12 protein-coding genes are annotated in these 15306 nt (G+C 73.4%); 3 read left to right on the plus strand and 9 right to left on the minus strand.

The annotated features are described in order from the left end of the window. Positions 1–5: 5 nt before the first annotated feature. Together ACIRRU_RS02650 and ACIRRU_RS02655 are read right to left on the minus strand one after the other, a co-directional pair. Complete coding sequence (locus ACIRRU_RS02650; protein WP_403675218.1) at positions 6–791, minus strand: SDR family NAD(P)-dependent oxidoreductase; 786 nt, start codon at positions 789–791, stop codon at positions 6–8. Then, positions 788–2068, minus strand: a complete 1281-nt coding sequence (locus ACIRRU_RS02655) for a serine hydrolase domain-containing protein (protein ID WP_403675222.1) — start codon at positions 2066–2068, stop codon at positions 788–790. Before ACIRRU_RS02655 ends, ACIRRU_RS02650 begins: the two co-directional genes overlap by 4 nt. A gap of 316 nt (positions 2069–2384) precedes the next feature. Between ACIRRU_RS02655 and ACIRRU_RS02660 the strand changes: the two genes are divergently transcribed. Next, a complete protein-coding gene (locus tag ACIRRU_RS02660; protein WP_403675225.1) occupies positions 2385–2804 on the plus strand; it encodes an SsgA family sporulation/cell division regulator in 420 nt (139 codons plus the stop codon). A gap of 190 nt (positions 2805–2994) precedes the next feature. Here ACIRRU_RS02660 and ACIRRU_RS02665 read toward each other — a convergent pair whose 3' ends face one another. Together ACIRRU_RS02665 and ACIRRU_RS02670 are read right to left on the minus strand one after the other, a co-directional pair. Beyond that, positions 2995–5244 carry an MMPL family transporter gene (locus tag ACIRRU_RS02665; protein WP_403675228.1) on the minus strand — a complete coding sequence of 750 codons (2250 nt, stop codon included), beginning with the start codon at positions 5242–5244 and terminating at the stop codon, positions 2995–2997. Between the two features lie 148 nt (positions 5245–5392). After that, positions 5393–5965 (minus strand): TetR/AcrR family transcriptional regulator, encoded by a 573-nt coding sequence (locus ACIRRU_RS02670; RefSeq protein WP_403675231.1) that lies wholly within the window; start codon positions 5963–5965, stop codon positions 5393–5395. Positions 5966–6137: 172 nt separating this feature from the next. Between ACIRRU_RS02670 and ACIRRU_RS02675 the strand changes: the two genes are divergently transcribed. Then, a complete protein-coding gene (locus ACIRRU_RS02675; RefSeq protein WP_403675234.1) occupies positions 6138–9581 on the plus strand; it encodes a S41 family peptidase in 3444 nt (1147 codons plus the stop codon). A gap of 191 nt (positions 9582–9772) precedes the next feature. Here the strand turns inward: ACIRRU_RS02675 and ACIRRU_RS02680 are convergent, their stop codons facing one another. The 4 genes from ACIRRU_RS02680 to ACIRRU_RS02695 all read right to left on the minus strand — a co-directional run bounded on the left by ACIRRU_RS02680 (position 9773) and on the right by ACIRRU_RS02695 (position 13482). Beyond that, positions 9773–9946 carry a hypothetical protein gene (locus ACIRRU_RS02680; RefSeq protein ID WP_363201190.1) on the minus strand — a complete coding sequence of 58 codons (174 nt, stop codon included), beginning with the start codon at positions 9944–9946 and terminating at the stop codon, positions 9773–9775. 109 nt (positions 9947–10055) lie between these two features. Continuing rightward, the gene (locus ACIRRU_RS02685; RefSeq protein WP_403675237.1) at positions 10056–10940 is read right to left on the minus strand and encodes an SDR family oxidoreductase; all 885 of its coding nucleotides are present in this window, start codon (positions 10938–10940) and stop codon (positions 10056–10058) included. After that, complete coding sequence (locus ACIRRU_RS02690; RefSeq protein ID WP_363201188.1) at positions 10937–11875, minus strand: alpha/beta fold hydrolase; 939 nt, start codon at positions 11873–11875, stop codon at positions 10937–10939. Before ACIRRU_RS02690 ends, ACIRRU_RS02685 begins: the two co-directional genes overlap by 4 nt. Continuing rightward, on the minus strand, positions 11872–13482 hold the full coding sequence (locus ACIRRU_RS02695; RefSeq protein WP_403675240.1) for a flavin-containing monooxygenase: 1611 nt from the start codon (positions 13480–13482) through the stop codon (positions 11872–11874). The genes ACIRRU_RS02690 and ACIRRU_RS02695 overlap by 4 nt, the downstream gene beginning before the upstream one ends. A 168-nt stretch (positions 13483–13650) precedes the next feature. Here ACIRRU_RS02695 and ACIRRU_RS02700 point away from each other — a divergent pair, with 168 nt between their 5' ends. Further along, a complete protein-coding gene (locus ACIRRU_RS02700; protein ID WP_403675613.1) occupies positions 13651–14292 on the plus strand; it encodes a MerR family transcriptional regulator in 642 nt (213 codons plus the stop codon). Between the two features lie 156 nt (positions 14293–14448). Here ACIRRU_RS02700 and ACIRRU_RS02705 read toward each other — a convergent pair whose 3' ends face one another. Then, positions 14449–15264 (minus strand): exodeoxyribonuclease III, encoded by an 816-nt coding sequence (locus ACIRRU_RS02705; RefSeq protein ID WP_403675243.1) that lies wholly within the window; start codon positions 15262–15264, stop codon positions 14449–14451. Positions 15265–15306 lie beyond the last annotated feature (42 nt).

Raw genomic sequence — 15306 nt, forward strand, 5'->3', positions numbered from 1 at the left:
CGGGGCTACGGCTGCTCCATCGCCCGCTGGAAGCCCGTGTTCACCGCCAGGATGCCGCCGTCCACCCGCAGCGTCGTCCCCGTGATCCACGACGCGTCGGACGAGGCGAGGAAGGCGACGGCGGAGGCGATGTCCTCCGGGGCGCCGATCCGGCCCAGCGGGTAGAGGGCCGCCGCCCGTTCCAGTTCGGCGTCCCGGCCCGACCAGGCCGCCGTGCGGATCGTGCCGGGGGCGACGAGGTTGACGCGGACGCCGCGAGGTCCCGCGTGGCCCGCGAGCGTACGGGTGAGGCTGGCCAGGCCCGCCTTGGCGGCGCTGTACGCGTGGCCGCCGAAGCTCTGCTCGCCGTTGACCGAGCCGATGGTGACGATCGCGCCCCGGCCGGAGGCGACCAGGTGCGGCAGGGCGGCGCGGGCGCAGCGGAAGGGACCGGAGAGGGTGATGTCGAGATCGCGGTCCCAGTGCTCGTCGGGTTCGTCCTCGAAGAGTTCGGCGTCGTCGCTCGCCGCGTAGGCGTTGCTGACGAGGACGTCGAGGCCGCCGAAGGTCTCGACCGCGTACGCCACGGCCGCCTCCACCGCCGTCCGGTCCGCCACGTCGCAGGGCAGGGAGTCGGCGGTGCCGCCCGCCTCGCGTATCGCCGCCGCCGTGTCGGACGCGCGCCGTGCGTCCAGGTCGGTGACGAGGACGGCGGCTCCTTCCGCCGCCAGGCGGTGGGCCGTCGCCGCGCCGATGCCCTGGCCGGCGGCGGTGATCAGAGCGGTGTGGCCGTGGAAGCGGGGTCGTGTCATAGCGCCGACCGTACTGCCCTGACCAGGGCCTGGGCGCGGGGGTCGGCGGTGACGCCCTTGCGGAGGCCGTTGGTGACGTAGCCGAGCGCGATGCCCGATTCGGGGTCGGCGAAGCCCAGCGAACCGCCGCGCCCCGGGTGGCCGAAGGAGCCGGGGCCGAGCAGCGGGGTGGCCGGGCCGTGCAGCAAGTAGCCCAGGCCGAAACGGGTGTTGACGACCAGGACCCGGTCCGGGCCCGCCGACTCCTCGGTGCGGGCCAGGGTGAGCGTGGCGGGGGCGAAGAGGCGGCGGTGCCCGTCGACCGGGCCGATCATCGCGGCGTAGCAGCGGGCCAGGCCCCGGGCGGTCGCGATGCCGCCGGACGCGGGGAGTTCCGCCGCGCGGTAGGCGGGGTCGTTCTCGTCGGGGAACGGGGCGATCGCGCCGAACGCCCTGCGGGTGAGGGAGTCCGGGTCGCTGTAGGCCTCCACCACCGAGCGCTTGGGGCGGATGCGCGGGGCGGAGGCCGCCGCGGGTGCGGCCGGGGGGTCCACCGGGCCGATGCGGCCGATGCGGTGGGCCTCGTCGGCGGGCAGCCCGAACCAGAAGTCCAGGCCGAGCGGGCGGGCGATCTCCTCGGCGATCCAGCGGCCGATGGTGCGGCCGGTGGCGCGGCGGACCAGTTCGCCGATGAGCCAGCTGTAGGTCTGGGCGTGGTAGCCGTGGTCGGTGCCCGGCTCCCACTGCGGGCGCTGCGCGGCGACGGCCGCGGGGCCCGTGACGCCGTCGACGGCCTGGGCGGGGGTGAGGGCGGTGTCCAGGGCGGGCACCCCGGCGCGGTGGGCGAGGAGGTCGCGGACCAGGACGCGTTCCTTGCCGTTCACCGCGAACTCCGGCCAGTAGGTGGAGACCGGGGCGTCCAGGTCGACCTGTCCGCGCTGGTGGAGCAGGAGGGGGACGGCGGCGGCGATGCCCTTACCCGCCGAGCGGACGACCTGGACGGTGTCGACCGCCCAGGGTTCGGCGCCGTCCACGTCTCGCGTACCGGCCCACAGGTCGACGATCTTGCGCCCGTCGCGGTAGACGGCGACGGCCGCGCCGCGCTCGCCCCGCTGCTCGAAGTTGCGGACGAACGCGTCCGCGACCGCCTCGAACCCGGGCGCCACCGTGCCCCGTACGTCGACCGGCGCGCTCGCGCCCGGAGCCGCCCCCGCTCCGGTGACCCCCGTCCCGGTGTCCGTGCCCCCCGGTGCGCCCGCTTCCGTCACCGCCGTGCCCACTCCCGCGCTCCCGCTCATCCCCCCATGGTGCACGCCCCGGCGCCCCGCCCCGGGGGCGGGGCGCCGTCGCCACCGCACTGTCACCATCTGTTTACGACGACGGAACCGCGGCAGGTGCATCGGTGCATCCAGCGGGTACACGCGGGAGAGAGGACCTGCGCCCGTACGAGAGGCGTCCGCGCGGGCGGGGTCATGAACCCATCGACAACAGTGCTCTCTTGCGGACCCGGCGCGAGAGCGGAAGCCGTCGGCAGGATGGACGACGCCACCGTGCCGCTTCCGCAAAATATGGGACATTAGAGGGCAGAGCTACATATATAGGAGGAGCCGGCCCATGTCCCCTGTGATCGAAGAACACGCACGCGCCCGGCTCATCACGGACGGCCCTCTGACCCGCCCGGTCCCGGTCGGTCTGCGCTACGACGCGGCCGACGACCCGCGCACCGTCCACATCACCCTGCCCGGCGGCACCGACTGGGCGTTCGGCCGCGACCTCCTGGAGCGCGGCCTGCGGACCCCGATCGAGCGCGGCGCCGTCCGGGTCTGGCCCTGCGGCCGTACGCAGCTGATCGTGGAGCTGCACTCGGCGGACGGCGTCGAGGTGTTCCAGTTCGAGATACGGACCCTGATCCGCTTCCTGGCCCGCATCCGCTCGCAGGCCCCGGCCGCGCCGTCGGCGGACGCCGCCCGGGAGCAGCGCCCGCCGTCCCGCACCGCCAGCCCCGACCGGGGCACCCAGCCCGCCCACGGCTGAGCGGCGAGCGCCCCCGGCCGTGCCGGGAGCCGCCCGCCGCACCGGAGAAGCCCCCGTGCTGACCGCACGGGGGCTTCTCCTTGGGTGCCCCGGTCCCCGTCCCCACAGGTGACCGGCGCTTCCGGGGCCACGCTCCGCTCAGGCGCGGCCCCGGGGCTCGTGGTCCCCCGTCCGGCGGACCGCCGGACGGTCAGACGCGGGCCAGCTCGCGGTCCCCGTCGCCGTCGCCGGGCTTCTGCGGGGAGCCGGACCCGTCGCCCAGCAGCTTCTGGAGCTTCTCGCCCTCCACGTCGACGTCGGGCAGCGCCCGGTCCAGCCAGCGCGGCAGCCACCAGGCCTTCTTGCCCAGCAGGGCCAGCACGGCGGGCACGATCGCCATCCGCACCACGAAGGCGTCGAAGAGGACCGCGACGGCCAGCGAGAAGCCGATCATCTTGACCATCTGCTCGGAGGAGCCGATGAAGCCCGAGAAGACCGCCATCATGATCACGGCCGCGGCCGTCACCACCCGGGCGCCGTGCTTGAAGCCGGTCACGATGGCCTGCCCCGGGCTCTCGCCGTGGACGTACGCCTCGCGCATCCGGGTCACCAGGAAGACCTCGTAGTCCATGGCGAGACCGAAGACCACCCCGACCATGAAGATCGGCATCATGCTCATGATCGGACCGGTCTGCTCGACCCCGAAGAGCGAGCCAAGCCAGCCCCACTGGAAGACCGCGACGACCGCGCCGAGGGCGGCGACCACCGAGAGCAGGAAGCCGAGGGCCGCCTTCAGCGGAACGAGGACCGAGCGGAAGACCAGCATCAGCAGCAGGAACGCGAGGCCGACGACGAGCGCCAGGTAGGGCACCAGCGCGTCGTTCATCTTCTGCGAGAAGTCGATGTTCATCGCGGTGGCGCCGGTGACCAGCACCTCGGCACCGCTGTCCGCCTGGACGTCCTTGCCCGCGTCCCGGATGTCGTGGACGACCTCCTCGGTGGCGTGGGAGGACGGCCGGTCCTTCGGGATGACGGTGATCGTCGCGGTGTCGCCGGCCTTGTTGAAGGCGGGCGGAACGACGGCGGCGACCCCCAGGGACTCGACCTCCTTGGAGACCCGGTCGGCCGCGGCCTTGGGGTCGGAGCTGTCCTTGCCGTCCACCACGACCAGCAGCGGGCCGTTGAACCCGGGGCCGAAGCCGTCGGAGAGCATGTCGTACGCCTGACGCTGCGTGGTCGACTTCGGCTGGGCGCCGTCGTCGGGCAGGCCCATCTCCAGCGAGGCGGCCGGTACGGCGATGACGCCGAGGCCGAGGACGCCGACGAGCATCACCCAGACCGGCTTGCGCAGCACGAACCGCGCCCAGCGGGTGCCCATGTTCGGCTTGGCCTCGGCGCCGCTGTCCGCGCCGGTGGCCCCGGACGCGTCCTGGGACGCCTTGCGCGCCTTGCGGCCCAGCACCCGCTTGCCCGCGAAGCCGAGGGCGGCCGGGACGAGGGTGAGGGCGATGAGGACGGCGATCGCCACGGTCGCCGCGGCGGCGAGGCCCATCTTGGTCAGCATCGGAATGTTGACGACGGCGAGGCCGGCCAGGGCGATGACCACGGTGAGGCCCGCGAAGACGACCGCCGATCCCGCCGTGCCGACGGCGCGTCCGGCCGCCTCCTCGCGCTCGCGGCCCTCGGCCAGCTCGGCGCGGTAGCGGGAGACGATGAACAGCGCGTAGTCGATGCCGACCGCGAGCCCGATCATCGTGGCGAGGATCCCGGTGGTGGAGCCGAGGTCGAGCACGTTGGCCAGGGCGGTGATGGACCCGACCCCGATGCCGACCCCGACCAGGGCGGTGATCAGCGGCAGCCCGGCGGCGACCAGCGAGCCGAAGGCGATCACCAGCACGACCGCCGCGATGGCGACCCCGATGACCTCGGCGGTTCCGGTGTGCGGCATGACCTGGAGGGCGTCACCGCCGATCTCCACCTTCATGCCGCTGTCGCGGGCGTCCTTGCCCGCGTCCTCCAGGGCGGTCCGGGTGTCGTCGGTCAGCTCCATGGAGTTGACCTTGTAGGTGACCGAGATGTACGCCGTCGAACCGTCCTGGCTCACGGCGTCGGTCGTGAACGGGTCGGCGGCCGCGGCCACCTGGTCGGAGCCGGTGCCCAGCTCCTTGACGATGCCGGTGATCTCGCGCTTGTTCTCCGCGTCGGTCACCTTCTCGCCCCCGGGGGCCTTGAAGACGACCCGGGCGGTGGCGCCGTCGGCGCTGCCGCCGGGGTTGCGCTGTTCCAGCAGGTCGAAGGCGCGCTGCGCCTCCGTGCCGGGGATGGAGAAGGAACTGGAGGTGGCGGTGGACGCGGTGGCCATACCGACTCCGGCGATCGCCAGCAACGCCACCCAGATCAGGGCGACGAAGCGGCGGCGGCGGAAGGTGAGCCGTCCGAGCTTGTAGAGGAAAGTGGCCACGGGGGCGTACTCCCGGTCAGGTCGTATGAGTGGAAATCGGCCGTGTGGAACCAGCCCGACGACGAGAGCGGCGTGTCAGGTGGAACGTGCGGGGAGAGGGCCGTGCGGGTGCCGGGACGCCCTGGGTGGGGGCGGCCCCGGGGGTACGTCAGACGCCGAGAGCGGGGAGGATCACGGAGTCGACGTAGTCCTTGAGGAACGCCTGGTCCATCGGGCGGTCCTCGATCAGCTGCCGGGCGGCCAGCGCGCCGACCAGCATGTGCGGGATGTATTTCAGCGCCGGGTTGTCCGGGCTCAGCTCGCCCCGGTCCATCGCCCGGCGCAGCATCTGGTCGAAGCCGTTCATCTCGGGTTCGATCAGCAGCTCGCGCAGGGCCTGGAGCAGTTCGGGGTTCTCGTGGACGGCATGGCTCAGACCCCGCATCAGCGCGGCGTCCTTCTCCATCTGGCAGTCGTCGGTCCGGCTCAGCACCGCGTGGAAGTCCCCGCGCAGCGAACCGGTGTCGATGTCCGAGAGGTCCCCCGGCTTGTTGTGCCGCAGGGCCTTCGCGACCAGTTCGGGCTTGGAGCCCCACTGGCGGTAGAGAGTGGCCTTGCTCGACCGGGTGCGGGTGGCGACGGCGTCCATGGTGAGGGACTCGTAGCCGACCTCGCGGAGCAGGTCGAGCACCGACTCGTACAGCTCGGCCTCACGCTCGGGCGTCAGCCTGGTGCGTGCCATGGGCCGACCTCCCTCGCCGTGTCGCCTCGCGTTGCCGTGATCTCGCCCAGGATCGAACGAAACCGTTTCGTACACCTGAACCGTACCCCCATCACCCAGCGAAACGAAATCGTTTCGCTTGTGGGCTGGGCCACAAGTTGCCCCGGACCCCGCACGCGGAAAGCATTGGGGGGTGAGTGATGACGGCGCGTACCTTCGGTTTCCCCATCTCCACCAGGACATGCTCTGCTTCGCGGCCGAGGACGATCTCTGGGTCGCCCCGCTCGCGGCGGCGGGGCACCGGCCCGGCCGGGCCTGGCGGGTGACCGCCGACCGGACCCGGGTCAGCCACCCGCGCTTCTCGCCCGACGGCGCCTGGCTCGCCTTCACCTCCTGGCGGACGCTGGACCCCGAGATCCACCTCGCCCCGGTCGACGGCGGCCCCGCCCGCCGGCTCACCCACTGGGGCTCGACCGACGCCCGGGTCTGCGGCTGGAGCCCCGACCCCGGCGCCGCCTCGCAGATCCTCGCCGTCTCCTCGCACCAGCAGCCGTTCTCGTACTTCTCCTGGGCCTACAGCGTGCCCACCGACGGCGGCCCCGGCGGCAGGCTCCCCTGGGGCCCGGTCTCCGACATCGCCGTCGCCGACCTCGACGGCGAGCGCCGCACCCTGCTGCTCACCGGTACGCCCCCGCACGAACCGGCCGCCTGGAAGCGCTACCGGGGCGGGGCCACCGGGCGGCTGTGGCTGCACGGCGAGCGGCTGCTGGCGGACATCGGCGGCCATCTCGCCTCGCCGATGTTCGTCGGCCGCCGCATCGCGTTCCTCTCCGACCACGAGGGCGTCGGCAATCTGTACTCCTGCCGGACGGACGGCACCGGCCTGCGCCGCCACACCGACCACGACGCCTTCTACGCCCGCAACGCCGCGAGCGACGGCCACCGGGTGGTCTACCAGTGCGCCGGGGAGCTGTGGCTGGTCGAGGACCTGGAGTCGCCGGACGCCACCCCGCGCAGACTGGAGGTGCGCCTGGGCGGACCGCGCACCGGCCGCCGCGTCCACCAGGTGTCCGCCGCCAGCAACGTGGACTCGCTCTCGGTCGACGAGACGGGCCGGGCCAGCGCCGTCACCGTACGCGGCAGCCTCTACTGGCTCACCCACCGCGACGGCCCCGCCCGCACCATCGCCGACACCCCCGGGGTCCGGGTGCGGCTGCCGGAGATGCTCGGCAGCGGGGGCCGCATCGCCTACGTCACCGACGCGGTCGGCGAGGACGCGGTGGAGATCGCCCACCTGCCGCGCGCCAGCGGCGACCGCCCCCCGCGGCTGCTGGCGGCCGGACTGCTGGGCCGGGTGCAGGAGATGGCCTCCGCCCCGGACGGCGACCGCCTGGCCATCGCCGCCAACGACGGCCGCCTGCTGCTCCTGGACACGGCGGAGCCGGAGGACTCCGAGGAAACGGAGGGAGGGGAGCAGGGCGAAAGGGGCGAAGACCCGACCGCGGCGCGGGAGGGCGCGCCGCGGGCTCCCGGCGGGTCCACGCGGGCCGACCTCTACGCGGCCACCGGCGGGGCCGTCCTGGTCAGCGCGCCGGTGGCCGCGAGCCACCCCGGGCTCACCGAGGTGATCCGCTCGGTCAACGGCCCGGTCCGCGACCTGGCGTTCTCCCCCGACGGCGCCTGGCTGACCTGGTCGCACCCGGGCGTCGGCCGGTCACTGCGGCAGATCAAGCTCGCCCGGATCTCCGGCCCCGGCGCCCCGGTGATCGTGGACGTCACGGACGGCCGCTTCGAGGACGAGAACCCGGTCTTCACCGACGACGGCCGCTATCTCGCCTTCCTCTCCTGGCGCGGCTTCGACCCGGTCTACGACGTCCACACCGGCGACCTGTCGTTCCCGCTGGGCTGCCGCCCGTATCTGGTGCCGCTCTCCTCGGCGACCCCCTCGCCCTTCGCGCTCTCCCCGGACGGACGGCCCGCGGCGGGCGGGCTGGACCCGGTGGACGTGCCGGGGGGCGGTACGGGCGAAGGGTCCCCGGTCATGGTGGAGTTCGAGGGCCTGGAGAGCCGGGTGACGCCGTTCCCGGTCTCCGCCTCCAAGTACTCGGCGCTGGCCCCGGTGAGCGGCGGGGGGCTGGTCTGGCTGCGCTGGCCGATCTCCGGGGCGCTGGGCGAGACGTTCGCCAACCCGGCCGACATGTCCGGGCGCCCCACCCTGGAGCACTTCACCATCACCAAGGCCCGCCGGACCGAACTGGTCGGCCACCTCGACTGGTTCGCGGTCAGCGGTGACGCGTCCCGGCTCGTCGTGATGGACGACGGCGAACTGCGCGCCGTCCCCGCCACCGAGCCCGGCGACGGCGACACCACGGTCTATCTCGACCTGCGCCGCATCCTGCACGAGGCCGACCCGGGGGCGGAGTGGCGGCAGGCGTACGGGGAGGCGGGCCGGATCGTCCGCTCCTTCTTCTGGGACCCGGACATGTGCGGCATCGACTGGGACGGGGTGCTGGAGCAGTACCGCCCGCTGGTGGAACGGGTCGCCTCCCCCGACGAGTTCGCGGATCTGCTGCGCGAGGTGCTGGGCGAGCTGGGCACCTCGCACGCCTACGTCTCCCCCGCCCGCCGCAACGAGGGACCGCCGCACTACCAGCGGGCGATCGGACTGCTCGGGGCCAATCTGGTCTGCCGGGACGGGGCGTGGACCATCCAGCGCATCCTGCCCGGCGACTCCTCGGACTCCAAGGCCCGCTCGCCGCTGGCCGGTACGGGGATCAGGGAGGGCGCGGTCGTGACGCACGTGGACGGCCGCCCGGTGGACCCGGTGGCCGGGCCCTACCCGCTGCTGGCGGCGGCGGGCGGTACGACGGTGGAGCTGACGTTCACGCCGGCGGGCGGCGGCCACTCCCGCCGGGTGGCGATCCTGCCGCTGGTCGACGAACGTCCGCTGCGCTACCAGGACTGGGTGGCCAAGCGCCGTGAGGTCGTCCGGGAGCTGAGCGGCGGCAAGTGCGGCTACCTGCACATCCCGGACCTGGGCGGCTCGGGCTGGGCCCAGTTCAACCGGGACCTGCGCCTGGAGGTCTCCCGGCCCGCCCTGATCGTGGACGTCCGGGGTAACGCGGGCGGCCACATCAGCGAGCTGGTGGTGGAGAAGCTGACCCGCACGATCCTCGGCTGGGACCTCACCCGCAACGCCCAGGCGGTCAGCTACGCCTCCAACGCCCCGCGCGGCCCGGTCGTCGCCCTGGCCGACGAGGCGACCTCCTCCGACGGGGACATGATCACCGCGGCGTTCCGGCTGCTGAGGCTGGGCCCGGTGGTGGGCGGCCGGACCTGGGGCGGGGTGGTCGGCATGACCGGCCATCACCGCCTCGGCGACGGCACGTCGATCACGGTCCCGATGAACGCGGCCTGGTTCGACACCTACGGCTGGTCGGTGGAGAACCACGGGGTGGAGCCGGACGTGGAGGCGCTGCGCACGCCGCTGGACTGGGCGGAGGGCCGCTACGCCGTGCTCGACGACGCGGTCCGCATCGCCCTGGACCTCCTCGCCGTCTCTCCGGCGGCGACCCCGCCCTCGTACGGGTCGGCCCCGGACCTGCGCCGGCCGCCGCTGCCGCCGCGACGCGGCTGAGGGAGGGACCGGCCGGGACGCGCGGCCCGGTCGTGCGCTCCCGCGTCGTGCGTACTACGGCACCCGATCCGGTCAACAGCGGTCGTCCAGCGCACAAGAAGGAGGCGCATCCGGTCACCCGGATGCGCCTCCTGACGTAACGCGTACCCACGCGCACGGCGCAGCGCGCACGCGTCACACCTCAGCGACCGTCAACGGTCAAAGCGCTCGCGCGCCTGGTCCTGGGCGTCCTGAGCACGGTCCTGGACGTCGTCCCGGCCCTGCCGGCCTCGCTCCTGGGCCTGGTCCTTGCCCTGACCGGCCTTCTGCTTGGCCTGCTCGGCGAGCTCCTGGGCCTTGTCCTTGAACTGGTCGGCGATACCCATGCTGTTCACTCCTGTGGGATGCGTGAGGTATGTGAGTGCGGCCCCCCGCGGGGCCTCGCTCAGCCTCGCACGACCCGACATTCCACGCATGTCGGACAGCTACTGTCCGTCACACCCGGTCGGCGCGTGCCTCCTGGTCGGCCGCTCCCCCAGCTCCGACCAGCCCCTTGGAGATGCTGTGCAGCCGCGGTTCGAAGCGCCGCATCTCGCGCGGGCCGCCCAGTGCGACGACCGCGGGCAGGTAGCCGCGCACCGACTGCGTCCCGCGCAGCCACCACTGGGCGTAGACGTGGGCGGAGCGCCGCGCGATCCCCGCCACGATCCGGTCGACGGCCGGGCCGAGCGGGTAGGTGCGGTTCATCGGCCACGGCAGCCGCCTGCGCAACTCCCGCATGACGTCGTCCTGATCGGCGCCGCGCACCATGTCGGTGTCGGTCCAGGAGAGGTAACCGACGCCCACTTTCACGCCCTTGTGGGCGACCTCGGCCCGCAGGCTGTGCGCGAAGGCCTCGACGCCGGACTTGGAGGCGCAGTAGGCGGTCATCATCGGCGCCGGGGCGATCGCGGCCAGTGACGCGATCTGGAGGAAGTAGCCGCGGCTCTCCGTCAGCACCGGCAGGAACGCCCGCCCGGTGACCGCCCCGCCGATGAGGTTCACCTCGATGACCCGCCGCCAGGCGTCCGGGTCGGAGTCGGCGAACGGGCCGCCCGCCGCGACGCCCGCGTTGGCGACGACGACGTCGACCTTGCCGAAGCGCCGCTTGACCTCCTGGGCCACCCGCGCCATCGCCTCGTGGTCGGTGACGTCGGCGAACCAGTGGTCGCTCTCACCGTGCAGCCGCTCGGAGACCTGCTTCAGCTGGTCCGGCTCCAGGCCGACCAGCGCGAGGGTCGCGCCGCGCGCGGACAGCTTGCGGGCCAGCAGTTCGCCCACGCCCCGGGCCGCGCCGGTGACGACGACGACCTGGCCCTCCAGACTCCCCCTGCTGCTCATGCGACATCCTCCTTCTCGGCCGTGGTGGCCGTCCGCTCGGTGACGTACCGGGTGACCAGCTCCCTGATTCTCGCCGTCACGGCCTCCGGAGCCTCGATCGGCGTCATGTGTCCCACACCCGTCAGCTCGGTCACCCCCAGGCCGACCGGCAGGGCGGCCGCGATCGCGCGGGCGTGGACCGGCGGGGTCAGCCGGTCGGCCGTGCCCGCGATCACCGCGGTCGGCACCCGCAGGTCGCGCACCCCCGCCGCGAGGTCCAGTTCGCCGAGGACGTGGCCCCACCCCACCCGGGCGCGACGCGGGCAGGCGTGCACGATCCGGGCGCACGCCTCGACCCGGTCCGGGGGCGAACCGGGCGCCATAGTCGCGTACTTGAGGAGCCTCCTGGAGAGCGGGGTGACCGGGCCGAGCGGCGCCCTCGCCCCCAGTACGGCGGCGGTGAGCCGGGTCCGCAGCGCCCCGGCACGGAACGGGAGGACCAGGGCCTCGGCGGTCAGCCGCGAACTGCCCGTGGAGCAGAGCAGGACGGCGGCGGCGTGCTCGCGCAGCCCGGGGCGGGCGGCCGCGGCCATCAGGGTCATCCCGCCCATGGAGTGCCCGGCCAGCACCGCCCTGCGGCCCGGCGCGAGCGTGGCGGCCAGGACCGCCTCCACGTCGTCGGCCAGCGCGTCGGTGCTGTAGCCACCGGGGCCCGGTTCGGGGGTGAGGCCGTGGCCGCGCTGGTCGTAGGCGATGACGCGGTGGTCGGCGGCCAGGTCCCGGATCTGGGCGTCCCAGAAGCGGGTGTTGCAGGTCCAGCCGTGGGCCAGGACGACGGCCGGGGCGTCCTCGGGTCCGTGCAGTTCGACGTGGATGCGCGAGCCGTCGGCGGACCGGGCGGTCAGCTCCTCGGCGGGCACGGGCGGGACGGACGCGCGGTGCAGGAGGCGGCTCACCGGGAGACCTCCTCGGCGACGGTGCCGGCGGATCCCGCGGCCGGGGGCGCGGTCCCGGCCGCGGTGACCGTCTCGCGCTCGGCACGGCCGGGCTGCTCGGGCACCCGCCCGGACCCGGCGAGCCGTTGCGCCCCGCCCGCCCGGATCACGTCGTACTCCCTGAGGTCCACCGTGCGCGTCTGGCGGCGGAACTCCCCCGTGGTGCCCGGCCAGACGGTCGTGTTGCGGCCCTCCGCGTCCAGGTACCAGCTGGTGCAGCCGCCGGTGTTCCACACGGTGCGCTTCATCCGCCGCTGGACCGTGTCGTTCCACGCGGTGACGGAGCCGGGCCGGGCGTCGAGCGCGGCCCGCCCGCCGATGACGTTCAGCTGGCGCAGGTAGTCGGCCATGTAGTTCAGCTGGGACTCGATCATCAGGATCATCGAGGAGTTCCCCAGACCGGTGTTGGGGCCGATGATCGTCATCCAGTTGGGGAACCCGGAGGCGGTCGCGCCGCGCAGCGAGTTCATCCCGTCCTTCCAGGTCTCGGCGAGGGTGACGCCCTCCGCGCCGACGACCCGCTCCGCGATCGGCATGTCGGTCACGTGGAAGCCGGTGCCGAAGATGATCGCGTCGACCTCCGCCTCGCTGCCGTCGGCGGCGACGACGGTGGAGCCGCGGACCTCGCTGAGCCCGGAGGCGACCACGTCCACATTGGGCCGGGCGAGCGCCGGGTAGTAGGTGCTGGAGAGCAGGATCCGCTTGCAGCCGATGCGGTAGTCGGGGGTCAGCTTGGCCCGCAGGGCCGGGTCCTTCACGGACCGCGCCATGTTCGACTTGGCTATCGCCTCCACCAGGCCCAGCTGGTCGGGGTGCTTGGTGAAGGCGCTGACCTGCAACTCCCTTATGCCCCACAGCAGTCCGCGCCGGGCGGTGCCGGTGGCGGGTATCGCCCGGTGCAGGGCGCGTTCGGCCTTGCTGATGGTGCGGTCCATACGCGGCATGACCCAGGGCGGGGTCCGCTGGAAGAGGGTGAGCCGGGCCGCCTTCGGCTGGATCGCCGGGACGATCTGGATGGCGGAGGCGCCGGTGCCGACCATCGCGACCCGCTTGCCGGTCAGGTCGTAGTCGTGGTCCCAGCGGGCGGAGTGGAAGACCTTGCCGGGGAACGAGCCGAGCCCGGGTATGTCGGGCGTCTTGGGGTCGGAGAGCGGCCCGGTGGCGGATATGACGACGTCCGCGCGCAGGGTCGTGCCGTTCGCCGACTCGATCACCCAGGACAGGTTCTCCCTGTCCCAGCTCATCAGCCGCACCTCGTGGTTCAGCCGGATGTGCGGGCGCAGGCCGAAGGTGTCGGCGACGCGCTCCAGGTAGGCCCGGATGTGCCGCTGGCCGGAGAAGGTGCGCGGCCAGTCGGGGTTGGGCGCGAAGGAGAAGGAGTAGAGGTGGGAGGGGACGTCGCAGGCGCAGCCGGGATAGCTGTTGTCGCGCCAGGTGCCGCCCACCGAACCGGCCCGCTCCAGGACGACGAAGTCGGTGATGCCTTCGCGGCGCAGCCGGACGGCGGCCCCCAGGCCCCCGAATCCGGTCCCGATCACCGCCACACGTACATGCTCCTGCTGGGACATGCTGCCGCCTCCCGCGGTATGTCACGCCACTCTGCCAGCAATCACTGGCATGGTTCGGAGAGTAGAGCAGCCCCGTACCGATGGGTAGGGGGCGGACGGAGGAAAGTTACCGGCGGTACAACATAGGGTGCTCCTGTGGCTGAAGGACCCGAGCACCGCGAATACCGCATGGCGGAGCTGGCCGAGAAGGCCGGGATCACCGTGCGGACCCTGCGTTTCTACCGGGAGCGCGGCCTGATCCCGCCCCCGCGCCGGGAGGGCCGGATCACCTGGTACGACGACCACCACCTGGCCCGGCTGCGGACCATCGCGGGGCTGCTGGAGCGCGGCCACACCCTCAACGGCATCGCGGACCTGGCCGCCACCTTCGAGAGCGGCCGCGATGTCGCGGAGGTGCTGGGCCTGGGCGAACCGACCGAGGAGACCCCGGTCCGCCTCACCCCCGAGCAGCTCGCCGACTACTTCGAGGGCGAGGTCACCCCGGAGAACCTGGCGGCCGCGCTGGACCTCGGCTATCTCGCCACCGACGGCGACGAGATCGTGCACATCAGCCGCCGTCTCCTGGAGGTCTCGGCGGAACTCGTACGGGAAGGGGTGCCGCTCGCCACGGTGCTCTCCTCGGGCCGCCGCGTCCGCGAACACGCGGAAGCGCTCGCCGAAATCTTCGTCCGCGTACTGCATGCCCACACCGCGGAGACCGAACCCGCCCAACTGCGTCCGCTCGCCCGCGCGGTGGTGGACGCGGAGCTGTCCATGGCCCTGGACCGGAGGCTGCGCCGCGAGGACGGTACCCGGCCGCCGAAGGCGTGACCCCGCGCACGGGCCCGGCGCGGGAGCCCGTGCGCGAAGGCCGGACGCGCGAGGCCGCGCACCGCGCCCTACGCGGGGGGCCGTCCGCGGGAGGCCGCGCACGAGGACCGGCGTACGGGGCCGCGTGCTGGTGAGCCCGCGTGCGAGGGGGCCGCTCTACCGCTCGTAGACGACCGTCACCGGCGCGTGGTCGCTCCAGCGCTCGTCGTGCGTGGCGGCCCGCTCGACCCAGGCCTTCACGGCGCGCGCGGCGAGCCCCGGGGTGGCGATCTGGTAGTCGATGCGCCAGCCGCTGTCGTTGTCGAAGGCCCGGCCCCGGTAGGACCACCAGCTGTAGGGCCCCGCGACATCCGGGTGCAGCTGCCGCACGACGTCGACGTAGGCGGCTTCCTCGAAGACGCGCGTCAGCCAGGCGCGCTCCTCGGGCAGGAAGCCGGAGCTCTTCCGGTTGGCCTTCCAGTTCTTCAGGTCGGCCTCCTGGTGGGCGATGTTCCAGTCGCCGCAGACCACGACCTCGCGGCCGTCCGCCGCCGCCCGCTCCTTCAGCCCCTGGAGGTAGGGCAGGAACGCGGCCATGAAGCGCTCCTTCTCGTCCTGCCGCTCGGTGCCGACCTCGCCGGAGGGCAGATACAGACTGGCGACGGTCACCCCGGGAAGGTCGATCTCGGCGTACCGGCCGCTCGCGTCGAACTCCTTGGCCCCCGGCGCCCCGAACCCGCCGAAGCCGATCTGGACCCGCTCCGGCGCCTGGCGGGAGTAGAGCGAGACCCCGGCACGCCCCTTGGCGGCGGCGGGGGCGTGCACGGCGTGCCAGCCCTCGGGGGCGCCCACCTCGGCGGGCAGCTGGGCGAGCTCGGCCCGCACCTCCTGGAGACACACCACATCGGCGTCGGTCCCGGCCAGCCACCCGGCGAAGCCCTTCCGGGCGGCGGCGCGGAGCCCATTAACATTCACGGTGGTAACGGTCAGCATCCCCGAACAGTACCTACTCCACCCCCACGCACAGATATACGA

Origin of the sequence: Streptomyces sp. NPDC101181 (assembly GCF_044767975.1) — a bacterium.
In the GTDB taxonomy this organism is placed as follows: Bacteria; Actinomycetota; Actinomycetes; order Streptomycetales; family Streptomycetaceae; genus Streptomyces.